The sequence below is a fragment of the Streptomyces sp. SudanB52_2052 genome, assembly GCF_964272415.1.
Classification (GTDB): domain Bacteria; phylum Actinomycetota; class Actinomycetes; order Streptomycetales; family Streptomycetaceae; genus Streptomyces; species Streptomyces olindensis.
In genome coordinates, this window is record NZ_OZ186796.1 from 3759360 (window position 1) to 3783282 (window position 23923).

Here is a 23923-nt window from a genome sequence, read left to right on the forward strand (position 1 = left end):
CCAGGCCCTGCTCCGACTCGGTGACGCCGTCCGTCGCCGCGATGGTCAGCGGCCCGTAGGCCAGGGCGAACGCGAGGCCGGACAGCAGCAGCGTCGGGAACATCATCCCGTAGGACCAGTCCATGCCGACCGGCAGGAACAGCGCGTAGGCGGCCACGGCCAGGGCGAAACCGCCGAGGATCACCCGGGCGTTGCCGAAGCGGGCGACCAGCCTCGGGGTGAGCGTCGGCGCGAGGACGGCGTCGATCCCCATGACGAGCAGGGCGAGGGCCGTCTGCAGCGACGACCAGCCGCGCAGTTCCTGGAGGTAGAGCGTGACGACGAACTGGAAGCCGAAGAAGGCTCCGAGGAAGAGCAGCGCCCCGAGGTCGGCGCGCACCACCGGGCCCTGCCGCAGGATGCCGAGGCGGACGAGCGGGTCCGGGCAACGGCGTTCGACCACGACGAAGGCCCAGCCCGACAGCAGCGCCGCGACCCCGGCGGCCACGGTGAGCGGCCAGTCGTGCAGGCCGTGCTCCAGGCGTACAACGGTGTAGGCGGCCAGCAGCATGGCGCCCGCGGCGGTGATCGCGCCGGGCAGGTCGAAGGCGCGGCGGCGGGTCGGCGGGGCGTCCCGCCGGGGGATCAGACGGACGGCGGGGACGAGCAGGGCGGCGGCCATCAGCACGGGCGCGAAGAACACCCAGCGCCAGCCGATCTCGGTGAGCAGGCCGCCGATCACCAGGCCGAGGGAGAAGCCGGCCGCGCCCGTCCCGGCGAAGACCAGCAGGGCCTTGTTGCGCTGGGGGCCCTCCTCGTACGACGTGGTGATCAGGGAGAGCGCGGCCGGGGTCATGAACGCGGCGGCGACACCGGTGACGAACCGGGCGACGATCAGCATCCAGCCCTCGGTCGCGAAGCCGCCGAGCCCCGAGAAGGCGAGGAAGACGGTCAGCCACAGCAGGAACATCCGCCGTCGGCCGAGGAGGTCGGCGGCTCTGCCGCCCAGCAGGGTGAAGCCGGCGTAGCCGAGGACGTAGGCGCTCATCACCCAGGCCGCGGTGCCGGTGGTCAGGCCGAGGTCGGAGCGGACGGCCGGGATCGCCACCGCCATCATCGCGACGTCGATGCCTTCGAGGAAGATCGTTCCGCACAGGACGAGCAGCAGCGCCCAGGCACGCGTGCCCATGAATCAACACTCCTCTGGTAGGGATCGGTTACGAAAGCGAGGGTCGGTTCCCTCTTGTAACCAGGACCACCCTGCGGCAGCATCGACAGACATGGAAGAAGGCACTTCTAAGTCACCGAGTAACTGCGAGAGCACCGTCGACCACGGCGACGCCGACCCCTTCCAGTGGGACACCCGCGAGGACTGTCAGGTCCGGCAGATCCTCGACCGGATCGCGGACAAGTGGTCGCTGCTGGTCATCGCGCTGCTGGAGAACCGGCGGCTGCGCTTCACGGAGCTGCGCCGGGAGATCGACGGGGTCAGCCAGCGCATGCTGACGGTGACCCTGCGCTCGCTGGAGCGCGACGGCCTGGTGAAGCGGACGGTGCACCCGGTGGTCCCGCCGCGGGTCGACTACGAGCTGACCTCCCTCGGCAGGACGCTGCACACCACGATCCAGTCCCTGGTGACCTGGACGGAGGAGCACCAGGACGAGATCGCGGCGGCCCGGAGCGCGTACGACGCGCGGGAGGCCCAGGAGCAGGTCGACCGTGTCGCCACCGCGGAGGCCGCTACGGCTTCCTAGGCGCCTGGCGGGCCCGGTGGGCCCGTACCTTCTCGCGGTTCCCGCAGTGCTCCATCGCGCACCAGCGGCGGCGGCCCGGGCGGGAGGTGTCGACGAAGAGCAGATAGCAGTTGTGGGCGCCGCATTCGCGGACGCGGTGCGCGTGGGGGCCGGTGAACAGGTCGATCGCGTCCCGGGCGACCGTGGAGAGCAGCTGCGTGCCGGTGGCGCCCGGGGCCCAGGCGCGGCTGCCGTCCGGCGCGATACGGGCGACGAGCGCGGGTTCGGCCGCGGCGGCGTTGACGACGTCCAGGTGGGCGGTGCGCAGCGGGCGGTCGTGGGCGCGGTCGGCGGCGAGCAGGAGCACGGCGTCGCGCAGGGCGCGGGCGCGCTCCAGCTCCCCGGCGGTGACCGTGAGGTCCAGCCCGGCCGGGAGGCGGCTGCGTCCGGCCCAGGCGAGCAGGTCGGCCGGCTCGTGCAGCACCTCCCAGCGCGCGAAGGCGCCGGGGCCGCCGGTCGTCGTCAGCTCCAGGCACAGCGCGCCCGGGTCGAAGCGGTAGGGCTTCCCCTCGGACGAGACCAGGGTCAGCCCCGGGGGCTCGTTCGGCGTTTCCGCCGCGCGTCCACTCACCTAACCAGTATAAGTGGTTACATGACGCAGACACCGGCATCGCCCGCCCCCGTCCACTGGAAAGTCGTCATCGACGCCAACGACCCGCACGCGCAGGCCGGCTTCTGGGCCGCCGCCCTGAGGTACGAGGTGGAGGACAACAGCGCCCTCATCGAGAAGCTGCTCCGCTTCGGCGCCCTGCCCGAGGAGGCCACGGTCGAGTTCCACGGCCGCCGCGCCTTCCGGGACCTGATCGCCGTACGGCACCCCGAGGACCCGTTCGAGGAGGAGAGTGGGACCGGGCTCGGGCGGCGGCTGCTGTTCCAGCGGGTGCCGGAGACCAAGACGGTGAAGAACCGGCTCCACCTCGATCTGCACCCGGGCGAAGGACGCCGCGACGAGGAGGTCGCACGGTTGGAGGGGCTCGGGGCGAGCGTGCTGCGGCGGGTGAAGGAGCAGGGCGGCGAGTGGGTCGTGCTGGCCGACCCGGAGGGGAACGAGTTCTGCGTCCAGTGACCCGGGTCGGCCACGGCAACGCCCTGGCCGGATAAGAGCCTTGACGGAGAGTCAGTCACAGCTTCACCATCCAGGCACCCCATTCACCGTGGGCTGCCTGTGGACACCCCACGGGCTTCCCAAGGAACTCGGAGCCCCCACATGAAGCTCTCCGTTTCCGCGCGTGCCGTGGCGGCAGGCGGCCTGGCAACAGCCATGCTCCTGACCGGCGGTGCCGTGGCCGACGCCGCGTCCTCCGCTCCCGCGAGAGCGGCCGCCGCGCCGGACATACCCCTGGCGGGCGTCAAGGCCCACCTGTCCCAGCTCCAGTCCATAGCCACCGCCAACGGCGGCAACCGCGCGCACGGCCGCCCCGGCTACAAGGCCTCGCTCGACTACCTGAAGGCCAAGCTGGACGCGGCCGGATACACCACCACCGTCCAGCAGTTCACCGCCTCCGGCCGCACGGGCTACAACCTGATCGCCGACTGGCCCGGCGGCGACGCGAACCAGGTCGTGATGGCCGGCTCGCACCTCGACAGCGTCTCCTCCGGGCCCGGCATCAACGACAACGGCTCCGGCTCGGCCGCCGTCCTGGAGACCGCGCTCGCCGTGTCCCGGGCCCAGTACAAGCCCACCAAGCACCTGCGGTTCGCGTGGTGGGGCGCGGAGGAGATCGGCCTGGTCGGCTCCCGCCACTACGTCAACCGGCTGGCCACCGGCGACCGTTCGAGGATCAGCGCCTATCTGAACTTCGACATGATCGGCTCCCCGAACCCGGGCTACTTCGTCTACGACGACGACCCGGCGATCGAGAAGACCTTCAAGGACTACTTCACCGGCATCGGCGTCCCGACGGAGATCGAGACCGAGGGCGACGGCCGCTCCGACCACGCGCCCTTCAAGAGCGCGGGCGTTCCGGTGGGCGGCCTGTTCACCGGGGCCAGCAGGACGAAGACGGCGGCGCAGGCGGCCAAGTGGGGCGGTACGGCCGGGCAGGCCTTCGACCGCTGCTACCACTCCTCCTGCGACACCACCGCCAACATCAACGACACGGCCCTGAACCGCAACAGCGACGCCCTCGCCCACGCGGTGTGGGAGCTGTCGGAGTAGCCCCCGCGGTTACCGGTACGGGAGCCGTCGGAGCGGCCCCCTCGGTCACCGGCCGCGGGCGCGCTCGGTGAGACGGCCCATGCGGGCGCGGGCCGACTCCAGTTCCTCGATCTCCTCGGCGGCCGGGCCGTCCTCGGCGGCGAGTTCCGTCCACAGGCCGATCAGGCCGCTCCCCAGCTCCAGCCCGAGCGCCGGGTCGCGCACCGCGCGCCAGGCGGTGGCCGCGCTCCGCACGTTGCCGTAGGCGCCCTCCGCGTCGCCGCGGCGGCGGTGGGCACCGGCCAGGTCGAGCGACAGGTGGAAGGCGCGGAGCGGGTCGCCCGCCAAGTAGGCGATGTACGCGGTCAGTTCGCGCAGCCGGAGCACCTCGGGGTGCTCCGGCCCCAGCGTCCCCGACGCCTGGGCGACGGTCTGGTCCGCCAGCTCGGCCGCCGCGTCGATCCGGCCCTCCTTCACGGCCTCGTTGATCCGCCCGACCGGCTCCGCCAGGAGGGCGGGTGCGGTGGAGTCGCCCGGGGCGGTGAGGGGTTCGTCGCCGAGCACGGCCTCCGCGACGGCGTCGAAGCCGCGGGCGGGGGTCGGCTTGGCCTCGGCCTCGGCGGCCACCAGGACCGCGTCGGGAACCCGCTCGGGTCGCGGAGCGTGCGGGGCCTCGGGGACGGGCAGCGGCCTCGCGTCCATGGGCGGGGGCGGGCCGAACTCGCCGGTGGGGGGCGCGACGGTGCCCGGGGGCGTGGCCGGAGCCGGTGGCGCGTCCTCCGGTACGGCCCGCAACCGGAACGTCGGCACCGGCTCGCCCGCCGGCTGCGGCTCGGGCACCGCCCGCGGCGGGAACGTCGGGGCCGTGCCGTGGCCGGACTCCGGCACGGTGCGCAGGACCTGGGTGGCGCTGTCGCCGCGCGGAGGCTCATGCTCCGCCGGGGTCGTGCGCACCGGCTCGGCCGAGAAGCGGCTGGAGCCGTCCGGGTCGACCTGGAGCGGGACGACGTAGCCGATGCGCTCGTCGCGGACCGTGGCGAGGACCGGGTGGCCGGTGGCGAGGGCCAGGTGGTGGAGGCGGTTCAGGACCGCCTGCTGGATCTCCTCGCCGGGGGCCGCGAAGACCGGGACCCCGCCGACCGACGCGCCGTCGGACGCCCCGCCCGTGCCCTCTCCGGTGTCCGCTGTGGCCCCGGGGACATGGACGTCGATCGGCGCCGCCGGAGTCGCCGCACGTGCGGCCTGCTGCTGTTCCCGCTTCTTCTCGCGGCTGAGTCGAGACATCGTCCCCTCACTCGGCGTCGTACACCTACTGTCGAGTGTGTCCGCTCGCCCCCGTTTCTCACGTCACCGCGGTGTCACAGGCTCGTCCCAAGGGCCACCGACACCGGTGCCGATCGTTCCGGATGGCATGAGGAGCGGGAGCACGAGGGAGGAGAAAGGCATGCACACAGGCATGCGACAGGGGCCGGAGATCTGGATCCGCGGCCCGGTGACCACACCCGGGGCGGGGTCGCCGGAGCCCGCCCACGCCCATGCCGCGGCGCGGCGCTTCTCCTGGGTCGGCACGCACGGCGGCGCGGGCGTCTCCACCCTCGCCGCGGTCTACGGCGGGCATGACAGCGGCCGCGCCTGGCCCCGGCCCGGCGAGCCCGCGTCGGTGCTGCTGGTCGCCCGGACGCACGCGGCCGGGCTCGACACGGCAGCCGGTGCGGTGGAGGCGTTCCGGCGCGGCCAGGCGCCTGCGGGGCTCGACCTGGACGCCGTCGTGCTCGTGGCGGACGCCCCGGGCCGGCTGCCGCGCCCGCTCGCCCAGCGGATCAAGTCCCTGGAGTCGGTCATCGACGTGTACCGGGTGCCGTGGGTGCCGGCCTGGCGGCTCGGCGAGCTGGGCCGTCCGCCGCGCGAGACCGAGCCCCTGCTCCGGCTGACGGGAGCGGTGCGCTGACGGCCGTGCCCCTGCCCACGGGGGAGACCCTGTCGGCCGGGGAGATCGCGGCGGGCGTGCGGGCCCGGGAGCTGCGCGCGGTCGATGTCGTCGGGGCGGCGCTGGAGCGGATCGAGCGGGCCGATCCGGAGCTGTGCGCGTTCGTCGAGGTGTGGAACGAGGACGCGCTGCGCCGGGCCGGTGAGGTGGACGCGCTGCTCGACCGGCGGGCCGGAGGTGCGCCGCCGCTGCCGCTGGCCGGTGTGCCGATCGCCGTGAAGGGACGGCACGGGCTGCGTGCGGCCGGGCCGCTGCTCGCGGCCGGGTGCGTCGCGGTGGGGGCGACCTCCGTGCCCGGGCCGGGGACGCCCTGGCAGACCTGGGGGCTCGGTGCCCGGGGCCTGACGGTCAACCCGTGGCGGGCCGACCGTACGCCGGGCGGCTCGTCGGCCGGGGCGGCGGTGGCGGTGGCGGCCGGTCTCGTGCCGCTGGCGACGGGCGGCGACGGGGCCGGGTCGGTGCGGATCCCGGCGGCGTGGTGCGGGGTGGTCGGGCTGAAGACCACGGGCGGACGGCTGCCGTCCGCCGACCGTACGGGGCTCGCCGTGCCCGGAGTGCTCGCCCGGACGGCGTCGGACGCGGCGGTCTGGTGGCAGGTCGTGTCGGGCGAGCCTGCAGCCGCCCGGCCGCCCCTTCCCGTCCCCGCCGTCTGGTCCCCCGACCTCGGGTTCGCCGGGCCCGACCCGGAGCCGGTCGCCCTGGCCCGGGCGGCGGTGGAGCGGCTCGTGGCGGCGGGTGTCGTACGGCTCGTCCGGCCACGGGTGCCGTTGCGGCTCACGGATCCCGGGCCTGCGTGGCTCGCGCTGCGGTCGCTCGGCACCGGTGCGTCCGGGAGCAGGTCGACGCCCGGTCTCGCCCTCGATCTCGACCTCGACCTCGACCTAGCCGGAGCCCATCGCGTCCGGGCCGGGAACAACGAGCGGCTGGACCGGCTGTTCGCCGAGGCCGAGCTGTTGCTCACGCCGACGGCGCCCACCGCACCGCACGGCCACGAAGGGCCCGGGGACCGCTACTCCACCTCGCTCACCTGGGCGTTCAACCTCAGCGGGCATCCGGCGCTGAGCCTCCCGGCGGGCTTCGGCGCCGACGGCTGCCCGGCCGGGCTGCACCTGGTGGCACGGCACGGGCGGGAGGCGCTGCTGCTGGCGGTGGCACGGAAGGCGGAAGCCAGTCAGGGGGAGGCGCGGACTGGGAACTGAAGACCCCCTGGCCGATTCGGGCGCGAGGCCCTCTGGCGGGTTTGCTTGCATGCGCATATGATGCATGCGCCTGTAATTGACGTACGCCGAGCATTCAGGGGGACCCCATGACCCGCCGCTTCCTCTTTGTCCTGGGCAGCGCCCGCGCCGACGGCAACACCGAGCTGCTGGCCCGCCGGGCCGCCGAGCAGCTGCCGCCGGACGTCGAACAGCAGTGGATCGACCTCACCGAGCATCCCGTGCCGGACTTCGAGGACCTGCGCCACGACAGCGACCACGTCCGGCCGACCGAGGGCAACGTGGCCCTGCTGCTCGACGCCACGCTCGCGGCCACGGACATCGTGATCGCCTCGCCCCTGTACTGGTACTCGGTCTCCGCGCACACCAAGCGCTACCTGGACTACTGGTCGGGCTGGCTGCGCACGCCCGGCCTCGACTTCAAGGAGACCCTGGCCGGGCGCACCCTGTGGGGCGTCACCGCCCTCGCGCACCAGGAGCAGGTGGTCGCCGACCCGCTGGTCGGGACGCTCAACAACTCGGCCGCGTACATGGGGATGCGCTTCGGCGGCGTACTGCTCGGCAACGGCAGCAAGCCCGGCGACGTGCTGAACGACACCGAGGCCCTGACCCGTGCGAAGACGTTCTTCGCCCAGGAGGCACCGCTCGCCCGGTTCCTGTACGAGGAGTGAGCCCTAGGCTGTGATGTCCTTCGCCGTGAAGCGCGCCCACGCCGCCGAGCCGAACACCGCCGCGTACAGGGCCTGCAGTCCCAGGTTCTTGGCGAGCTCGTCCCAGTAGACCGGCTCGCGCATCAGATCGGCGAAGGACAGCCAGTAGTGCGAGAAGAAGTACGGCTGGAGGGCGTGCAGTTGCGGGATCTGGTCCAGGATCTGGACCGTGATCAGCAGGCCCACCGTCGTCGCCATGGCCGCGATGCCGCTGTTGGTCAGCGTCGAGACGAACAGACCGAGCGCCGCGACGCCGATCAGTGACGCGGCCACGGCCAGGGCGATCAGCAGGGCTCTGCCCAGCCCCTCGGCGAAGCTGATCCGCGTACCGGAGATGGTCGTCAGGTCGCCGAGGGGGAAGAGGAGCGCGCCGACCGTCAGGGCCGAGACGGCGACCACGAGCGTGGCGGCCAGGCAGAACAGGACGACCGTCACGTACTTGGTGAGCAGCAGGCGGCTGCGGCCGGCCGGGGCGACCAGCAGATAGCGCAGCGTGCCGGCGTTCGCCTCGCCGGCGATGGCGTCGCCCGCGACGACACCGACCGCCATGGGCAGGAAGAACGGCAGGGTCGCGGCCAGGGCGGTGAAGACCAGGAACAGGCCGTTGTTGGTGATCTGCGAGATGAACGCCGGTCCCCCGCCGCCCCCGCCGCCGGGCGAGGAGCCGTCGCCCGTCTCAATCTTGACGGCGATGCCGACGAGGATCGGCACGCCCGCCAGCACGGCCAGCAGCGCGAGGGTGCGCCAGCGCCGGAACGTGGTGGTGAGCTCGTTGCGCAGCAGCCCGAAGGTCCACAGCGGGCTCACCGGCCGTACCTGCTCCGCGACGTCAGCCCGCGACATCGAACCCCTCCCCCGTCAGCGCCACGAACGCGTCCTCCAGCGAGGCCCGTTCGACCGTGAAACCGCGCACCCGGACCCCGGCGGTGACCAGCGCGGCGTTCACCTCGGCCAGGTCGCGGTCCGGTGGCTCGCCGGCCACCCGGTCGTCGGTGACGGCGATGTCCGCGACACCCTGCTCCTTCAGCACCCGGGCCGCCTCCGCCGGGTCCGGCGTGGTCACCACGAGCCGGCCGCGCGCCCCGGCCGCCAGCTCGGCGACCGGGCCCTGCGTGATCAGCCGGCCCCGCGCCATCACGGCCGCGTGCGTGCAGACCTGCTCGATCTCGTCGAGCAGGTGGGAGGAGAGGAAGACGGTCGTGCCGTCCGAGGCCAGCTCCCGTACCAGCGTGCGGATCTCGCGCATGCCCTGCGGGTCGAGGCCGTTGGTCGGCTCGTCGAGGACGAGCAGCCGGCGCGGCCGGAGCAGCGCGGCCGCCAGACCGAGGCGCTGTTTCATGCCCAGCGAGTAGGCCTTGGCCTTCTTGCCCGCGGCGGCCGTCAGGCCCACCCGGTCCAGGGCCGCGGCGACCCGGGCCCGCCGGGTGCGCGGATCGGCGGCGGGGTCGGCCGAGTCGTAGCGGATCAGGTTGTCGCGGCCGGAGAGGAAGCCGTAGAGGGCCGGGCCCTCGATGAGGGCGCCGACGTGCGGGAGCACGGCGCGGGTGGCCTTGGGCATGGGCTGCCCGAGGACCCGCGCCGTGCCGGAGGTGGGCTCGATGAGGCCCATCAGCATGCGGATCGTGGTGGTCTTGCCGGAGCCGTTGGGGCCGAGGAAGCCGAAGACGCTGCCCGCCGGGACGGTCAGGTCCAGACCGTCGACGGCGAGCTGTCCGCCGGGGTAGCGCTTGGTGAGTCCGCGGGTGGCGATGACCGGTTCCCCGGCCGCGGCACCCGCGCCGCCCTGCTCCGGCTCCGTGGCGGACGGTTCGCCCATCGGCTTCCTCGTTCTCTCTGCGTCCCGTTGCGTCCCGTGGCAGGACTACTTCGCGGCGTCGGCCGCCTTCACGAGCGCGTCCTTGGTGACCATGCCGACGTAGACCTTGCCGTCGTCCGTCATCAGGGCGTTGACCAGGCGGGTGGAGAAGACCGTGCCCGAGCCGAACTTTCCGGTGACCTTGTCGCCGAGCGAGTCCACGAAACCGCCGAGGTCGCCGCCGGCGCCCTCGCCGGAGGGCATGCCCTGGCCGCCAGTGTCGAAGACGGCTATGGAGTTCCAGCCCTCACCGATGGTCTTCATGCCCTCGGGGCCCTTGCCGGGGGCCTCCTTGGACTTCGGGGCGTGCTCGCGTGCCTCGCCCTTGCCGAAGTCCATCCCGAGGCCTTCGCCGAAGCCCTTGCCGGCGTCCTTGCCGGAGTTCTCGCCGGCGTCCTTCTCCTCGGTGACCTTCGCGCCCTTGGGCGGCGTGAAGTCGAAGGTCGACGCGGCCGGCTCGGCGAAACTGACCTGCGTGAAGCCCGCGTCGACGACGGCGGAGCCGCCGCCCGCCGGGGTCAGCGTGAACTTCAGCGGCAGGCCGGTCTCGGAGTCCACGGCCACGGTGATCGCGCCGACCGTCGAGCCGGACTGCTTGGGCTTGATGAGCAGCTTGTAGGCGTCCCGGCCGGCGACCTGGGCGGTACCGTCCACGGTCACGGAGGTCGTGTCGTCGGCGGCCTTCAGGGCCTCCTCGGCGAAGTCCTTCGGCAGGGCCGGCGGCTGCTGCGCCCGGTCGTCCTTCGCGCTCTGCGAGACGGTGCCGTGGTAGACCTCGTTGGACTTGCTGTCGTAGCCCCAGACGTCCTTGCCGTTGTGGATGAGGCTGTACTCCGCGGCGTTCTCCAGCAGCGACAGCTTCTGCTTCTCGGGGCCGTCGGCGGCGACGCGCAGCGTGTGCGTGCCGGAGGCCAGTTCGGTGAGCTTGGCCGTCGGGTCGGCGGAGGAACCGTCCTCGCCTCCGCCGGCGGCGCCGGACATCAGGCTGGACTCCAGGCCGCCGAGGTTCGGCAGGCCGAGGTCCGTGCTGATCTTGACCGTGCCGGAGAGCTGCTCGACGTCCGACTTGGCGATCTTCTCGATGAGCTGCTGTGCGGTGATCTTCGGGAGGTCGGGGTCGCCGGAGTCGGCGAGCGCGGGGACCAGGCCGATCGTCGCGGCGGCCACCCCCATCACCGTGACCGGGACGACGTACCGAGCGGCTTTGCGCCGCCCGGAGCGCTGCTCGTCGACCTCCCCGGCGGTCGTGTTGTCGTCGGATGCGTACGGTGCCATGTGTGCCCTACCTCCGTGGTCGGCGGCGGCTGTCCGTGTCGTCCACGCACTCGTCCCTGAGCCGCCATTCTCACCCGAACAGGTGAGGAGTGGTGTTTTCCGTGGTTTCCATCTGACCAAATCGGCCAGGGAGATACGTCAGACCCCGGGCTCAACTCCACGTACTGCTGCGGTATGACACGAGGGGGCGGCTTCCCCCCCCGACCCGTAGGGGTCGTGCGGGGAGCCCCGGGCTAGCCGGCCCGGTGCACCACCGCGTCGCACAGCTCCACGAGTGCCGTCTTCGCGGCGCATTCGGGCAGCGGGGCCAGCGCCGAGCGGGCGTCCTCGGCGTAGCGGACGGTGTCCCGGCGGGCCTGCTCCAGCGCCGGGTGGGCGCGCAGCAGGCGCAGGGCCTCGGCGTGCCGGGCGTCGTCGGTGAGGTCGGAGTCCAGCAGCTCGCACAGGGCGATGTCGTCGGCGAGCCCGAGCCGGGCCGCCCGCTCGCGCAGCCGCAGCACCGGGAGCGTGGGGATGCCCTCGCGCAGGTCGGTGCCGGGCGTCTTGCCGGACTCGTGGGAGTCGGAGGCGATGTCCAGGACGTCGTCCGCGAGCTGGAAGGCGACGCCGAGCCGCTCGCCGTACTGGGTCAGGACGTCCACCACCGTCTCGTCGGCGCCGGACATCATCGCGCCGAACCGGCAGGAGACCGCCACCAGCGAGCCCGTCTTGCCCCCCAGCACGTCCAGGTAGTGCTCGACCGGGTCCCGGCCGTCCTGCGGACCGGCCGTCTCCAGGATCTGCCCGGTCACCAGCCGCTCGAACGCCTCGGCCTGCACCCGCACGGCCTCGGGCCCGAGGTCGGCCAGGATGTGCGAGGCACGGGCGAAGAGGAAGTCGCCGGTGAGGACCGCGACGGAGTTGCCCCAGCGGGCGTTCGCGCTCGCGACGCCGCGGCGCACGGCGGCCTCGTCCATCACGTCGTCGTGGTACAGCGTGGCGAGGTGGGTCAGCTCCACGACGACGGCCGAGGGCACGATCCCGGGTGCGTACCGGTCACCGAACTGGGCGGAGAGCATCACGAGCAGCGGCCGGAACCGCTTGCCGCCGGCCCGCACCAGGTGCTGGGCGGCCTCCGTGATGAAGGGCACCTCACTCTTGGTGGCCTCGAGCAAGCCTTCCTCGACAGCCGCCAACCCGGCCTGGACATCGGCTTCCAGAGCCTGGTCCCGCACGCTCAGCCCGAACGGCCCGACGTCGGTCACGAGGGGTCTCCTGTCTGCTGGTGTCTGCCGGTGATCACACGGATTGTCGATAGGTCGCTGCCATCACTCGAGTCAGCGTATCCGGTCACGTTTCGATCACCGCCAGCGCCCATGGTTACAGGCCGGGCGGTATCCGATCACGACCTCTATGTTTTCGATCAGCTCATAAGAGCAGACATTTATCGACTTTCCGGGAAGTTGCGGTCTATGCACGATTTGCCGTATTGATGAAGCAAATTCCCCTTGCGGGACATTGTGCTCCGGCTCGTGATCAGTGAGTTGAGTCACTTCACCCCGTCGACGGCCGTCTCCCGGCACCTGCTCGTACCTCCTTCCGCAACACGCCAGTTGAGGCTTGGCTCCAGCAAAGGATCAAGGGGTCCAAACACCCCTGACCAAGGTCGATCGGCGCAATGTGTGACTCCGGTGCTTGTTCCCGACATGTGCTCTCGCATACGTTCCGGGCCTGTCCGGCGGACGCCGAATCCTGCCGCCGCCCGGACTCCCCACACACACCGACTCACTCACGCAGGGCAGGAGCGGGGGACCCAGGTAAGTCGCCGGTCCACGACGTGGAACGGCTCGGGGTGAAGCCGCGCACGGCAGCACAGCGCCGTGCGCGGCCGGGCACCTCCCGGCCCGAACCCGACAGCTCACCTCGCAGGCGCCGGAGAGGAACATCGCCATGCCCGGACGAGGTAAGCACCGTCGGCCCAGAACCAGCCCGCTCACCCGAGGTGTCGTCGCCGTCGGCACCGGTGGAGCGGCCCTGACCCTCCCGCTGCTCGGCGCGACGCAGGCCGGCGCCGCCCAGCCGGCCCAGAGCGCCCCCGCCGCCCAGACCGCACCCCAGGCGGCCCAGCCCGCCAAGTCCCTCACGTACACCGTGACCAAGGGCGACACGCTCTACCGCATCGCGGACAAGTACGACGTATCGGGCGGCTGGAAGCAGCTCTACAAGGACAACCGCGCCGTCGTCGGCGACGACCCGCGGCTGATCCACCCGGGCCTGAAGCTGAAGGTGGCGACGACGAAGGCGGCCGCCAAGAAGAAGGCGACGCAGTCGTCCGCCCCGGCCAAGCCGGCCGGTGGCGTCGCCAAGGCCACCCCGGCCGCCGCGAAGACCTACGCGAACAACCTCGACGGCTGGATCCGCGAGGCGCTGGACATCATGGCCCAGAAGGGCATCCCTGGGTCGTACGACGGCATCTACCGCAACATCATGCGCGAGTCGTCCGGCAACCCCCAGGCGATCAACAACTGGGACTCCAACGCCGCCAAGGGCACGCCCTCCAAGGGCCTGCTCCAGGTCATCGACCCGACCTTCGCCGCCTACCACGTGCCCGGCACCCCCTACGACCCGTTCGACCCCGTCGCCAACATCACGGCGGCCTGCAACTACGCGGCCGACCGCTACGGCTCGATCGACAACGTCTTCGGCCCGTACTGAACCGCCCCGCCCAGCAGTCGCTCGAGGACGACGGCGATGCCGTCGTCCTCGTTCGACAGCGTGACCTCGTCGGCGACGGCCTTCAGTTCGGGATGGGCGTTGGCCATCGCGACGCCGTGGGCGGCCCAGTCGAACATCGGGATGTCGTTGGGCATGTCGCCGAAGGCGATGGTGTCCGCCGGCCGCAGCCCCAGGTGCTCGGCGGCCAGCGCCAGGCCCGTCGCCTTGGTGACCCCGCACGGCTGGAGCTCGACCGTGCCCGGCCCCGACATCGTCACCGTCGCCAGTGAGCCGACCACCGAGCGGGCCGTCGCCGCCAACTCGTCGTCCGTCAGGTAGGGGTGGCGCAGCAGCACCTTGCTGATGGGCTCGCCCCACAGCTCGTCGCGCCGGTCGACCCGTACCGCGGGCAGGGTCGGGTGCGGCATGAGGTAGCCCGGCTCGATCAGCGTGAGCCCGTCGACCCCGTCCTGGTCGACCGCCGCGTACACCTGCCCCACCTCGGCCTCGATCTTGCCGAGGGCGGTCTCCGCCAGTTCCCGGTCCAGGGTGATGGACCACAGCAGCCGGTCCGCGCCGGCGTCGTACACCTGCGCGCCCTGCCCGCACACCGCGAGCCCCGTGCAGCGGAGGTCGTCCAGGAGCGGCTGCACTCTCGGTGCCGGCCGGCCCGTCACCACGAGGTGCTGGGCACCGGCGTCCGCCACCCGCGCGAGCGCGGCGAGAGACCGGTCGGAGAGGGTGTCGTCGCCGCGCAGCAGCGTTCCGTCCAGGTCGGTGGCGATGAGTGAATATGAGATGGGTGCGGCCATGATCAGAGAATACGGACAGCCCGCCCCTTCGTTTCATCGCGCGGCGCACGCCGATTGCCCGGTTGAAGGCGTCTGCACCAGTTGGCAACAACATGGTCCGCTACCTACCGTCGGGGCCGTCTCGGGCGGTACCTTCCAAGTGTCCAGGGGGGACTTGATCGGGGGGTCAGGTTGAGCAGTGGGCGCATTCGCGTGGCGGGGCCCGGGGAACTCGGCGAGGGGGAGAGGGAGTGCTGGCGCGCGCTGCGCGCCGCCTCGGAGGCGCCGCGCAACCCTTTCATGGAACCGGAGTTCACCGCCGCCGTCGGCCGGGTGAGGCCGCAGGCCCGGGTCGCGGTCGTGTACGAGGGGCGGGAGCCCGCCGGGTTCCTGCCGTACGAGCGCGGGCCGTTGGGGCAGGGCAGGGCGATCGGACTCGGCGTCTCGGACGTCCAGGGGGCGATCCTGCGGCCGGGGCTGGCCCTGGAGACCGGTGAACTGCTGCGGGCCTGCGCGCTGTCGAGCTTCGCCTTCGACAACCTGGAGGCCGAGCAGCGGCTGTTCGTCCGGTACGCGGCGGAGGAGCACGCCACCTACGTGGTCGACGTGGAGAAGGGCTACGAGACGTACGAGTCGGCGCTGCGTGCCCAGTCGCCGAAGTTCCTGAAGACCACCCTGGCCAAGGAGCGCAGGCTGGGCCGGCAGGTCGGCGAGGTGCGGTTCGTGTTCGACGAGCGGGACCCCGCCGCGCTGCGCACGCTCATGGAGTGGAAGTCCGCGCAGTACCGCAGGACGGGCCGCCGCGACCGGTTCGCCCAGGAGTGGATCACCCGGCTCGTCGGGCAGCTGGCCCGCACCCGGGCGCCGGAGTGCGGCGGCACGCTGTCCGTGCTGTACGCCGGTGAGCGGCCCGTCGCCGCGCACTTCGGGCTGCGCTCGGCGTCGGTGCTGGCCTGCTGGTTCCCGGCCTACGACCCGGAGTTCGCGAAGTTCTCGCCCGGTCTGGTGCTGCACCTGCGCATGGCCGAGGCGGCCGCCGCCGAGGGCATCGGCCTGCTCGATCTGGGGCGGGGCGCGGCCGAGTACAAGGACGCGCTGAAGACGGGTGAACGGCCCGTGTACGAGGGCGCGGCGACGCGACCGGGGGCGGGCGCGGCGCTGCACTGGCTGAGCCGTGAGCCGGCGCGCCGCGCGCACCGTTTCGTCCGCCGCCGGCCGCGGCTCGCGGCGCTGGCCGCGCGGACCCTGAAGGGCGCGGCTCGGCTGCGCCGTACCTGAACACGAGTGGGGGGAGGGCGCATGGCTCGTTCGGCACGTGCGCAGGAGGAGATACGGCGGTTCCTGGACATCGGGGTCGTGCAGGTCGCGGAGCTGGACCTCGACCGTGACACGGCGGTGCTCAGACCGGGCCCGGGGAGTCCGCCGGTGACGCACGGGGAGGTGTTCGTACTGGTCAGACGGCATGGCCGGCCCGTGGGCACGCTGCTCGGGCGGGTGCCGGAGGGAGTGGATCCGAAGGCCGTGCTCGTGGAACGGGCGCGGGCGGAGTGTGCGCCGGCCGCCGTGGAGGAGCCCGGGGAGCCGCCGTTCACGAGCGTCGTCGTCGCCACCCGGGAGCGCGCCGGGCAGCTCGCCCGCGCGCTGGACTCGCTGCTGGCGCAGGACCATCCGCGGTTCGAGATCGTCGTCGTCGACAACGCGCCCGTGACGAGCGAGACGCGGGAGCTGGTCGAGCGGAAGTACGCCGAGCGCGTGCGGTACGTGTGCGAGCCGGTGCCCGGTCTGGCGGTCGCCCACAACACCGGCCTCGCGGCGGTGCGGGGTGAGGCGGTCGCCTTCACCGACGACGACGTGGTCGCCGATCCGCGCTGGCTGACGGAGCTGACCGCGCCCTTCGCCGCCGACGCCGGACTCGGGTGCAGCACCGGGCTGATCCTGCCCGCGCGGCTGACGACCCCGGCCCAGGTGCTGCTGGAGAGCCACGGCGGCTTCGCGAAAGGCTTCACTCCAAGGACGTACGACCCGGCGCGTCCACCGGGCGACGAGCCGCTGTTCCCGTTCACCGCGGGGCGGTTCGGCTCGGGTGCCAACATGGCGTTCCGGACGCGGGTCCTGCGCTCCGTCGGCGGTTTCGACCCGGCCACCGGTGCCGGTACGGCCGCCCGGGGCGGTGACGACCTCTACGGCTTCGTCCGTGTCCTGGCCGACGGGCACCGGCTGCGCTACACCCCGTACGCCCTGGTGTGGCACCACCACCGGGAGACCTGGCGGGACCTGGAGACGCAGGCGTACGGCTACGGCGCCGGACTCACCGCCTACCTCACCGCGGTGCTGGTGAACCGGCCCGCGCTGCTGCCGGCGTTCCTCGCGAGGCTGCCCCGCGGCCTCGCCCACGCCCGCGCGCTGACCGCCGTGCGCGAGACGGAGGGGGCGGACGGCGGGGGCATGCCGGGCGATCACGACGTGCGGACGCATCCCTGGCCGCGGCGGCTGTCACGGCTGCAGCGCAGGGGGATGGTGTACGGGCCTGTCGGCTATGTGCGGGCGCGCAGAGCGCTGCGCCGGACTGTTGTTCAGGGGGCGAGATGAAGACATCGGCACGCCGGCGGAGCGAGGGGCAGGGGGACGGCAGAGGCCGGGCGGAACGGGGGGCGCCGGACGGTGAGGGCCCGATATCCGCGGGGCGTTCCGCGGCTCCGGTGAGCCCGGGCGGCGTCCGCGCTCCGGCCATCCCCGTCTTCCTGTACCACTCCGTGATGGACGACCCGCCGGACTGGATCGCCGAGTTCACGGTCACGCCGAAGCAGTTCGCCGCGCATCTCGACGCCGTCGTGCGCAGCGGGCGCACGCCCGTCACGATCAGCACGATCGCCGACCATCTGGCCGGGCGGGCGCCGCTGCCGGCCCGGCCGGTGCTGCTCACCTTCGACGACGGCTTCGCCGATCTGCCCGGGCCCACCGCCGAGGCGCTGGCCGAGCGGGCGCTGCCCGCCACCGCCTACCTGACCACCGGCGCCATCGCCCCGGGCGGCCGCAGTCTGCTGCCGCCCGCCCCGATGATGACCCTGGCCCGGGCGGCGGAGCTGGAACGTTACGGCATGGAGATCGGCAGCCACACGGTCACCCACGCCCAGCTCGACACGCTGTCCGCGAAGGACCTGGCGTACGAACTGCGCACCTCCAAGGCCGTGCTGGAGGACGCCCTCGGGCACGAGGTCCGGCATCTCGCCTATCCGCACGGCTACAACAGCCCGCGGGTGCGGGCCATGTCGGCCCGGGCCGGCTACGAGACGGCGACCGCCGTGCGCCACGCGCTCAGCTCCGACCGCGACGAGCGGTACCGCATCGCCCGGCTCATCGTCCGGCGCGGCCACACCGTCGCCGACGTCGAGAGCTGGCTGGCGGGCGCGGGCGCCCGGGTCGCGCCGTACCGGGACGGGCCGAAGACGATCGCCTGGCGGTGGTACCGGCGGGCCCGCGCGATGGTGCACGGGCCCGAGTTCGCGGGCTGACCGGCCTTGCCTTCAGCTGACCGGCTTCACTTCAGCTGACCGGCCTTACTTCAGCGGCTGGTTGAGGTACGGGTCGGAGACCGCCTTGCGCAGGCTGTCCCAGGCCGCGTCGTTCGCCAGCGCGAGGTTGCAGTGCGGTCCGGGGTCGCGGTAGTTCCACTGGAGGGCGGCCTTGACGCCCTCCAGGCCCTTCAGCACCCCGGGCACCTGCGCGTACCACTCGGCCTGCCGCTGCGGGCGGGCCGAGTCCGCGGCCGTGCCGAACTCGGAGAGCATCAGCGGCTTGTCGTCGGAGATGTTCTCGCGGATCCAGTCGTGCGTGGCGTTCTGGGTCTGGGCGAAGGTGAGCCAGCCCGCGTCGTGGCAGCGGTAGTAGTTGTACTGGTTGTAGCCGATCCAGTCGACGTACCGGTCGCCGGGGTACATCTTCCTGATCACGTCGGCGTGGTCGAGGTAGCCGGTGGTGATCCACGTCCACACCACGTTGTCGACGCCCAGTTCGCGGAACCGGTCGTGGATGTGCCGGTACGCCTCGACGAACTCGGCGGGCGTGCCGTTGGCCGGGGTGCGGGTGTCCATCTCCAGGTCGAAGGAGAGGAACACCTTCTTGCCGTAGTCCTTGATGCGCCGGGCCTGGACGTCGATGACCTTCTCGTCCAGCTCGCCGGCCGCGATCTGCTTCCAGGTCGGCTGCTGCTTCTTCGTGCCGCCCCACCACTTGCTCTCCCAGGACAGCAGCAGCAGGTGGTCCCGGCCGACGCGCTGCTCCTCGGGGGTGAGCAGTTGGCCCTCCCTGCGGGTGCCCTCGGCCAGGGACATGTCGTGGTACGTGTACACGATGTCGAGTGCGCGGCCCACGCGTTTCTCGTAGGCGCGCACCTTCTCGGGCAGGTCGTCCCGCTCGTGCGGCACGAACGCGCCGAACCAGGCGCCGCAGGGCGGTTCCAGCAGGGCCGTCGGGCGGCAGTCGGCGTCGGCCCCGGCGGCTCCCGGTTCCGGTCCGGAGGCGTTCCGGAGGGCGAGGACGGCGACCAGGACCGCGCTGACGACCGTGGCGGACGTGATCAGCAGGCGGCGCCGGCTCGATGCGAAGGGGCCGGCGGCCTGCCGTGCGGCGGGTGGTTTCCTGCGGTGCTGCCCGGTCGTGATCGGGTCGCGGCGAAAGGGACGGTGGGGACGGTTGAACCTCACTGAGCAGAACCCTTCGGTGTCCTCGGCGTCGTCCTGGGCGGCGGGGAGGCGCGCAGCGGCGGACAGAACGCGGCGAGCGTGGTCAGCAGCGTCAGCGTCAGCAGCACCCGCTGTGCGCTGAAGGTGTGCGTGGCGATCAGCACGGTCGCGACGAGCATCACGGCGCCGATGCTCAGGAACAGCACCAGCATCAGCCGCTCCAGCAGGTCGGAGTGGCGGGCGAAGTCCGGGTCCCGGTGCTCGACGGGCTCCTCGGCGGGCCGTGCTCCCAGCGCGGGGGCGCAGACTCTCACCATGGCGGCGCCCGGGCCCGCCGCCAGGAAGAGCACGACCGCGGCGCCCCGCAGGGGCGATCCGCCGGGCAGGGCGAGCGCGGCGAGCGCCAGCCAGCCGCCGAACGGCGGCAGCATCCGGACCACGAGTTCCTGCGGTGTCATCGCTCCGCTCCCCCCGCCTGCTTCAGTTCGTAGAGCCATCCGGCGCTGTTCTCCGCCACGAGCCGGAACCGTGGCGAGGCGTCGACGGACGTCCGGATGCGGTCCAGCTGTGCCCCGGTGAGCTGCCCGTTCATCTCGGAGTTGGCCAGCTGCCCCTGGGTGAGCAGGAAGTAGGCCCGGGCCGGCCGCTCGACGCCGGCCATGTCACTGGCGAGGGTGGCGGCCGGGTCCCGGACGATCCGGTCGACGTGACTGCGGGCGTCGTCCAGGAACCAGTAGTGGTCGATGCTCCAGTAGGAGGCGTACGCGTGCGGGTAGTTGCGGTTGGCCGCCACCACGAGCGAACCCTCGGGCGCCTGGTCGAAGAGCTGCCGTACGAGGGCCACCTCCTGCGGCGGGAAGTAATTGATCCGGTCCTTGCCCGAGTAACTCGGCACGAACGCCAGCGTCCCGAGGAGCAGGGCGGCCGGCGGCACCCACGCGCCCGGCCGCCACCAGCGGCCCTTCGAGGGCGCGGCCTGCCGGCCGCCGGCCTGCTGCGCGGCGGCGTCGGCGGCCAGCGTGCGGACCTTGGGCAGGATCGCGGCGGCGGCGAAGAAGGCGGCGCCGGGCAGCATGAACAGCAGCACCCGAAAGATCATCTCGCTGCCGTAGCTGCTCGCCGCGAACATCGGCAGCGGGGCCGCCGCGACCAGCAGCAGGGGCCGGGCCCGGTGGCGCAGCACCCGCTGGCGCAGGACGCCGACGGCCGCGAGCAGCAGCACGGAACCGGACAGCAGGCGGGCCGCCCAGGAGGTGGCGATCGCCCCGGTGCCGGTCGGGGTGGCGCCGTAGCCGGTCTCGACGTTGGCGCCGACATCGCCGACGGAGCGGATCATGTCGGGCATCGCCGCGGACAGGAAGGGCAGCGCGGCCGTGAGGCACCAGGCCAGGAAGATCACGACCGTGGTGACCACCGGGACCCAGTCGCGGTAGCGGCGGCTCAGGCCGAGGGCGAGCAGGCAGACGACCAGCATGCCCGGGGTGAGCTGGTGGGAGATGACGATCGCCGTGATCATGACGGTGATCACCACCGCCCACACGGCCTGCCGCGGCCGCCCGCGCCGCACGGCGGACCGGCCGAAGCGGCGCAGCACCACGGCCAGCACGCCCACGTGCAGCGCGTACGCCACGGACTGGGGCGAGAAGTAGTCCTGTCCGACCCAGTTGGCGACGTAGAAGAGCCAGACCGCCGTCCAGATCAACCGCCGGTCCTCGGTGAAGGTGCGGTAGATCAGCAGCAGCGGGAGCAGCAGCATCAGGCTGGAGACCAGGGGCCACCAGGCCATGAACATCGCCACCGACTCCACGCCCAGCAGCCGCACCAGGGCGGCTTGGGCGGCGAAGAAACCGGGCCACTGGTCGTACACCGCCATGTCGCCGACCTGGTCGGCCGTCTGCAGGCCGCCGGCCGTCAGCAGGTGGTCGATGACCGCCTCGTGCTTCCACGCCCAGGCGTACAGCGGCGTCGGGTAGAGGACGGCCTGCGTGGCCCGCTCCATCACCAGCAGCCCGAGGACGTACGCCGCCGCCCAGGTCCCCGGCCGGCGCGGATCGCGGACCGTGCACCAGAAGCCGGCGGTGAGCACCACGAGGCCGCCCCAGAAGGCGGGGTGCAGCGCGGTGACCAGACCGTAGTCGTCGAGCCGGGAGACGTCGGTGTGCCGCACGGAGTACACCCACAGCGCCATCGCGACGAGCAGCGGCACCCCGGGCCAGGTGAGAGCGCGGCGCCCGGACCAGGCGGGGGGCAGGTCGGACAGATCCGTCACGGGCTCGTGGGCGGGGCTCGACGACTCCGAGGAGGAGGGGCTGGAGGACTGGCTGGAGGTCTCGGGGTCGCTGCCGGGCATGTCCGCGCCGTCCTGTGCGGGTGTGGGCTCTGGCGTGGATCTCTCCCGTGGAGTTACTGGCGGACGCACGGCGGTTCCCCCCTGGCGGTTCGGCTCTGTTCGGCTCTGGGTTCGGTCAGTCGCTGGATGGGCCGTTCGGTTGTCTGCGGAGCGGTGGCCCCCAGGCCGTCGCGGCACGGCGCCAGAGCGGCAGGAGCAGGGCGAGGACGGCGAGGACGACGAGCAGGGGCGGCGCGACCGGTGCGAGCGCCTCGCGCCACACCCAGCCGCCGACCGCGACGAGATACAGAACCCCCCAGCGCCCCGCCCACGACAGCCGCCGGCCCGCGCTCGCGAGCAGCGGCCACAGCGGCACGAGGCACAGCAGCAGGCAGACCGGCGGTGCCCAGCGCAGCAGCGGCTCGGGGCCGTCGAGCCCCACTACGTCCGCGAGGAAGCCGGCCGTCTTCTCGTACAACGCCCCGTCCACCGGCCGCGGTTCCCGGCCGAGGGCGGCCGGTGCGGCGTACAGGGCGACCAGCGCGGCGAACAGCGCCGTGCCCGGCAGCCACGGGTCGTGCCGGGTGCACAGGGTGACCGCGGCGACGAACACCACGAGCATCAGGCCCCCCGCCGTGAGCGACGGTAACGGCAGACCCTCCAGCAACTGACGCCCCGTCAGCGGCGCTTCGGAGGCGCCGTCGAGCCAGGGCAGGTCCCGCAGCGGCGCCCAGAAGAAGACGGCGGCGACCCCGAGCAGGCTCCACAGGGCGCCTCTGAGCCGCCGCTCCCGCGTCGGGTCGTCGCCCCCGGCCGGTTCCCCGCCACGGAGGGTGACCTGCGGCGCCCCTGGACCGTCGCGGTCCTCGGCCGTGTCCGCCGGTGTCCCCGCGGCGACCGCATCCTCGGGGCCGGTTCCCTTCTCCCCCGCTTCCGGGTGGTGCGGCCGGACGATCAGCGCGAGGGTGTCCGCCTGCAGCGCCTCCCGCTCGTAGCCGGGGCGGCCGATGAACAGCGTGACCGTGTCCTCGTCGCCGTCCTTGGGCTGGTAGGCGGCCCGGCGGGCCCAGGCCGTGCCGTACCCGGCCGTGGCGTTCAGCCGCGCCCAGCGGGTGCCGTAGGAGGGGTCGGCGGGCGTACGGACGGAGGGCGCGCTGTCGTTGTGGCGCAGTGCCGCGCGCAGCCCGACCGAGGAGACGACGGCGATCAGCGTCATGCTGAGCAGCACCGCCCAGCCCGCCCCCGCGATCCCGGCCGGTGTGAACAGCACGGCCGCGCTGCCCAGCACCAGGGCGCACATGGCGCCTTGGAGCGCGGCCAGCACTCCCGTACGCCCCTGCACGCGCAGTACGCCGATGTACAGCTCCACCACCACCCGCGGCAGCGCACCGAGGGCGAGCAGCCGCAGCACCGTCGAGCCGTGCTCGGCGTAGTCCGGGCTGAACGGCGTGAGGATGTAGGGGGCGAAGAGGACCAGCACCAGCACGACCGGCACCAGCAGCAGCGTCATGCGGCGCAGGGCGCCCCGGACGCCGTCGGCGAGCTGGCGCGGGTCGTGCGAGGCGTGCGCGGTGAGCGACGAGGCCATGTTGATGGCCATGAACTCCATCGTGCCGCCGACGGTGTACGCCACGTAGAAGTAGCCGTTCTCCGCGGCGCTGAAGCGGACCGCGACCATCACCGGCAGCAGGTTGATCATGGCCAGGCTGAACAGGGCGCCCAGCGAGTCCCCGGCCAGGAAGCGGCCCATCTCCCGGACTTTCGGGGGGTCCTTGTCGCGGTCGGCCGCCGCCTGGCGCGGAATGAGCCGACGGAAGATCAGCCAGCCGAGCGGCAGGGTGGAGAAGGCGATCGCCACCGCCCAGGACACGAAGATGCCGAGGACGGGCAGCGTGCCCGCGAAGACGGCCAGCAGGGCCAGCTTCCCGACCGAGAACACCGCGTTCCCCGCCGGGACCCACTCGGCCTTGCGCAGCCCCGTGAGCACCCCGTCCTGGAGGGTGAGCAGCGCCCAGGCCACGCACGCCGCGACGAACACCGCCCCCGCCATGGGCGTGCCCAGCGGCGCGTACGACGCGCCCCACGCGTCGAGCGTGAGCAGGAAGACGGCCGCGGCGAGCGCCACGACCAGCGAACTGGCCGCGTACGTGCCCCACACCAGGCGCCCGGTCTCCCGTCCCGCGCGCGGGACGAAGCGGACGACGGCCCCGATCATCGTCGTCGCCGTGATGCTGGCGAGCAGCCGCATCGCGGCGATCGCGGCGGAGCCCTGGCCGACGGCCTCCTCGGAGTAGTAGCGGGCGGCCACCAGCCAGAACCCCAGGCCCAGGACGGCGGAGACGCCGGTGCTGAGCATGAGGAAGTAGGCGTTCTTGAACAGCGAGTCGTGGCCGTGCTCGCCGCCGACAGGTTTCGGTCCGTCGCCGTTCTCGGCGCGCGCGGCGGCGGGCTCGTGCACCTGGATCTCAGCCACG

21 protein-coding genes, 1 pseudogene and 1 riboswitch are annotated in these 23923 nt (G+C 72.8%); of the genes and pseudogenes, 10 read left to right on the forward strand and 12 right to left on the reverse strand.

Annotated elements, in window-relative coordinates:
- Positions 1-13: 13 nt before the first annotated feature.
- Positions 14-1168: pseudogene (locus ACSUPV_RS16560) on the reverse strand (MFS transporter); the annotation flags it as partial.
- A gap of 91 nt (positions 1169-1259) precedes the next feature.
- On the opposite strand from ACSUPV_RS16560, the gene ACSUPV_RS16565 reads away from it, so the two are divergent.
- Positions 1260-1733 (forward strand): winged helix-turn-helix transcriptional regulator, encoded by a 474-nt coding sequence (locus ACSUPV_RS16565; RefSeq protein WP_031116995.1) that lies wholly within the window; start codon positions 1260-1262, stop codon positions 1731-1733.
- Here ACSUPV_RS16565 and ACSUPV_RS16570 read toward each other — a convergent pair.
- Entirely contained in the window at positions 1720-2343 is a 624-nt protein-coding gene (locus ACSUPV_RS16570; RefSeq protein WP_359784804.1) for a CGNR zinc finger domain-containing protein, read from the reverse strand. The genes ACSUPV_RS16565 and ACSUPV_RS16570 overlap by 14 nt on opposite strands.
- A gap of 21 nt (positions 2344-2364) precedes the next feature.
- Between ACSUPV_RS16570 and ACSUPV_RS16575 the strand changes: the two genes are divergently transcribed.
- Both ACSUPV_RS16575 and ACSUPV_RS16580 read left to right on the forward strand, forming a co-directional pair.
- Positions 2365-2838 carry a VOC family protein gene (locus ACSUPV_RS16575; protein WP_359784802.1) on the forward strand — a complete coding sequence of 158 codons (474 nt, stop codon included), beginning with the start codon at positions 2365-2367 and terminating at the stop codon, positions 2836-2838.
- A 141-nt stretch (positions 2839-2979) separates the two neighbouring features.
- Entirely contained in the window at positions 2980-3930 is a 951-nt protein-coding gene (locus ACSUPV_RS16580) for a M28 family metallopeptidase (protein ID WP_037763580.1), read from the forward strand.
- A 45-nt stretch (positions 3931-3975) separates the two neighbouring features.
- Here the strand turns inward: ACSUPV_RS16580 and ACSUPV_RS16585 are convergent, their stop codons facing one another.
- Complete coding sequence (locus tag ACSUPV_RS16585; protein ID WP_436947741.1) at positions 3976-5193, reverse strand: tetratricopeptide repeat protein; 1218 nt, start codon at positions 5191-5193, stop codon at positions 3976-3978.
- A 160-nt stretch (positions 5194-5353) separates the two neighbouring features.
- On the opposite strand from ACSUPV_RS16585, the gene ACSUPV_RS16590 reads away from it, so the two are divergent.
- The 3 genes from ACSUPV_RS16590 to ACSUPV_RS16600 all read left to right on the forward strand — a co-directional run bounded on the left by ACSUPV_RS16590 (position 5354) and on the right by ACSUPV_RS16600 (position 7784).
- Positions 5354-5857 (forward strand): DUF6668 family protein, encoded by a 504-nt coding sequence (locus ACSUPV_RS16590; RefSeq protein WP_037763575.1) that lies wholly within the window; start codon positions 5354-5356, stop codon positions 5855-5857.
- On the forward strand, positions 5854-7095 hold the full coding sequence (locus tag ACSUPV_RS16595) for an amidase (RefSeq protein ID WP_436949907.1): 1242 nt from the start codon (positions 5854-5856) through the stop codon (positions 7093-7095). The genes ACSUPV_RS16590 and ACSUPV_RS16595 overlap by 4 nt, the downstream gene beginning before the upstream one ends.
- A 107-nt stretch (positions 7096-7202) precedes the next feature.
- Positions 7203-7784: a flavodoxin family protein gene (locus ACSUPV_RS16600; protein WP_031117004.1), complete on the forward strand. Its 582-nt coding sequence runs from the start codon at positions 7203-7205 to the stop codon at positions 7782-7784.
- Between the two features lie 3 nt (positions 7785-7787).
- Here the strand turns inward: ACSUPV_RS16600 and ACSUPV_RS16605 are convergent, their stop codons facing one another.
- The 4 genes from ACSUPV_RS16605 to ACSUPV_RS16620 all read right to left on the reverse strand — a co-directional run bounded on the left by ACSUPV_RS16605 (position 7788) and on the right by ACSUPV_RS16620 (position 12197).
- Positions 7788-8666, reverse strand: a complete 879-nt coding sequence (locus tag ACSUPV_RS16605) for an ABC transporter permease (protein ID WP_037763573.1) — start codon at positions 8664-8666, stop codon at positions 7788-7790.
- Positions 8653-9639: an ATP-binding cassette domain-containing protein gene (locus ACSUPV_RS16610; protein WP_436947742.1), complete on the reverse strand. Its 987-nt coding sequence runs from the start codon at positions 9637-9639 to the stop codon at positions 8653-8655. The genes ACSUPV_RS16605 and ACSUPV_RS16610 overlap by 14 nt, the downstream gene beginning before the upstream one ends.
- 45 nt (positions 9640-9684) lie before the next feature.
- Complete coding sequence (locus ACSUPV_RS16615; RefSeq protein WP_436947743.1) at positions 9685-10953, reverse strand: LolA family protein; 1269 nt, start codon at positions 10951-10953, stop codon at positions 9685-9687.
- 233 nt (positions 10954-11186) lie between these two features.
- The gene (locus tag ACSUPV_RS16620; protein ID WP_031117008.1) at positions 11187-12197 is read right to left on the reverse strand and encodes a polyprenyl synthetase family protein; all 1011 of its coding nucleotides are present in this window, start codon (positions 12195-12197) and stop codon (positions 11187-11189) included.
- A 503-nt stretch (positions 12198-12700) separates the two neighbouring features.
- Positions 12701-12879, forward strand: a riboswitch (cyclic di-AMP (ydaO/yuaA leader).
- A gap of 3 nt (positions 12880-12882) precedes the next feature.
- Here ACSUPV_RS16620 and ACSUPV_RS16625 point away from each other — a divergent pair.
- Positions 12883-13647, forward strand: coding sequence for a transglycosylase SLT domain-containing protein (locus tag ACSUPV_RS16625; protein ID WP_436947744.1), 765 nt, complete (start codon positions 12883-12885; stop codon positions 13645-13647).
- On the opposite strand, the gene ACSUPV_RS16630 is transcribed toward ACSUPV_RS16625, so the two are convergent.
- Positions 13611-14459 (reverse strand): Cof-type HAD-IIB family hydrolase, encoded by an 849-nt coding sequence (locus ACSUPV_RS16630; RefSeq protein WP_031117010.1) that lies wholly within the window; start codon positions 14457-14459, stop codon positions 13611-13613. The two genes, ACSUPV_RS16625 and ACSUPV_RS16630, sit on opposite strands and share 37 nt — an antisense overlap.
- A gap of 186 nt (positions 14460-14645) precedes the next feature.
- On the opposite strand from ACSUPV_RS16630, the gene ACSUPV_RS16635 reads away from it, so the two are divergent.
- The 3 genes from ACSUPV_RS16635 to ACSUPV_RS16645 all read left to right on the forward strand — a co-directional run bounded on the left by ACSUPV_RS16635 (position 14646) and on the right by ACSUPV_RS16645 (position 17950).
- A complete protein-coding gene (locus ACSUPV_RS16635) occupies positions 14646-15716 on the forward strand; it encodes a GNAT family N-acetyltransferase (protein ID WP_436949908.1) in 1071 nt (356 codons plus the stop codon).
- A gap of 21 nt (positions 15717-15737) precedes the next feature.
- Entirely contained in the window at positions 15738-17027 is a 1290-nt protein-coding gene (locus ACSUPV_RS16640) for a glycosyltransferase (protein WP_037763562.1), read from the forward strand.
- A gap of 167 nt (positions 17028-17194) precedes the next feature.
- On the forward strand, positions 17195-17950 hold the full coding sequence (locus ACSUPV_RS16645; RefSeq protein WP_037763717.1) for a polysaccharide deacetylase family protein: 756 nt from the start codon (positions 17195-17197) through the stop codon (positions 17948-17950).
- A 45-nt stretch (positions 17951-17995) separates the two neighbouring features.
- On the opposite strand, the gene ACSUPV_RS16650 is transcribed toward ACSUPV_RS16645, so the two are convergent.
- From ACSUPV_RS16650 to ACSUPV_RS16665, 4 genes are all read right to left on the reverse strand, one after another.
- On the reverse strand, positions 17996-19141 hold the full coding sequence (locus tag ACSUPV_RS16650) for a glycosyl hydrolase (protein WP_031117014.1): 1146 nt from the start codon (positions 19139-19141) through the stop codon (positions 17996-17998).
- The gene (locus ACSUPV_RS16655) at positions 19138-19578 is read right to left on the reverse strand and encodes a hypothetical protein (protein ID WP_436947745.1); all 441 of its coding nucleotides are present in this window, start codon (positions 19576-19578) and stop codon (positions 19138-19140) included. Before ACSUPV_RS16655 ends, ACSUPV_RS16650 begins: the two co-directional genes overlap by 4 nt.
- Entirely contained in the window at positions 19575-21470 is a 1896-nt protein-coding gene (locus ACSUPV_RS16660; RefSeq protein ID WP_436947746.1) for a glycosyltransferase, read from the reverse strand. Before ACSUPV_RS16660 ends, ACSUPV_RS16655 begins: the two co-directional genes overlap by 4 nt.
- Positions 21471-21585: 115 nt before the next feature.
- Positions 21586-23922 (reverse strand): oligosaccharide flippase family protein, encoded by a 2337-nt coding sequence (locus tag ACSUPV_RS16665; RefSeq protein ID WP_382614430.1) that lies wholly within the window; start codon positions 23920-23922, stop codon positions 21586-21588.
- Position 23923 lies beyond the last annotated feature (1 nt).

Coding starts and splice junctions, on each gene's coding strand:
- ACSUPV_RS16655 (WP_436947745.1), bottom strand. CDS start 19,578: ATGACACCGCAGGAACTCGTGGTCCGGATGCTGCCGCCGTTCGGCGGC.
- ACSUPV_RS16565 (WP_031116995.1), top strand. CDS start 1,260: ATGGAAGAAGGCACTTCTAAGTCACCGAGTAACTGCGAGAGCACCGTC.
- ACSUPV_RS16600 (WP_031117004.1), top strand. CDS start 7,203: ATGACCCGCCGCTTCCTCTTTGTCCTGGGCAGCGCCCGCGCCGACGGC.
- ACSUPV_RS16610 (WP_436947742.1), bottom strand. CDS start 9,639: ATGGGCGAACCGTCCGCCACGGAGCCGGAGCAGGGCGGCGCGGGTGCC.
- ACSUPV_RS16585 (WP_436947741.1), bottom strand. CDS start 5,193: ATGTCTCGACTCAGCCGCGAGAAGAAGCGGGAACAGCAGCAGGCCGCA.
- ACSUPV_RS16615 (WP_436947743.1), bottom strand. CDS start 10,953: ATGGCACCGTACGCATCCGACGACAACACGACCGCCGGGGAGGTCGAC.
- ACSUPV_RS16625 (WP_436947744.1), top strand. CDS start 12,883: ATGCCCGGACGAGGTAAGCACCGTCGGCCCAGAACCAGCCCGCTCACC.
- ACSUPV_RS16630 (WP_031117010.1), bottom strand. CDS start 14,459: ATGGCCGCACCCATCTCATATTCACTCATCGCCACCGACCTGGACGGA.
- ACSUPV_RS16590 (WP_037763575.1), top strand. CDS start 5,354: ATGCACACAGGCATGCGACAGGGGCCGGAGATCTGGATCCGCGGCCCG.
- ACSUPV_RS16645 (WP_037763717.1), top strand. CDS start 17,195: ATGGACGACCCGCCGGACTGGATCGCCGAGTTCACGGTCACGCCGAAG.
- ACSUPV_RS16605 (WP_037763573.1), bottom strand. CDS start 8,666: ATGTCGCGGGCTGACGTCGCGGAGCAGGTACGGCCGGTGAGCCCGCTG.
- ACSUPV_RS16580 (WP_037763580.1), top strand. CDS start 2,980: ATGAAGCTCTCCGTTTCCGCGCGTGCCGTGGCGGCAGGCGGCCTGGCA.
- ACSUPV_RS16640 (WP_037763562.1), top strand. CDS start 15,738: ATGGCTCGTTCGGCACGTGCGCAGGAGGAGATACGGCGGTTCCTGGAC.
- ACSUPV_RS16660 (WP_436947746.1), bottom strand. CDS start 21,470: ATGCCCGGCAGCGACCCCGAGACCTCCAGCCAGTCCTCCAGCCCCTCC.
- ACSUPV_RS16575 (WP_359784802.1), top strand. CDS start 2,365: ATGACGCAGACACCGGCATCGCCCGCCCCCGTCCACTGGAAAGTCGTC.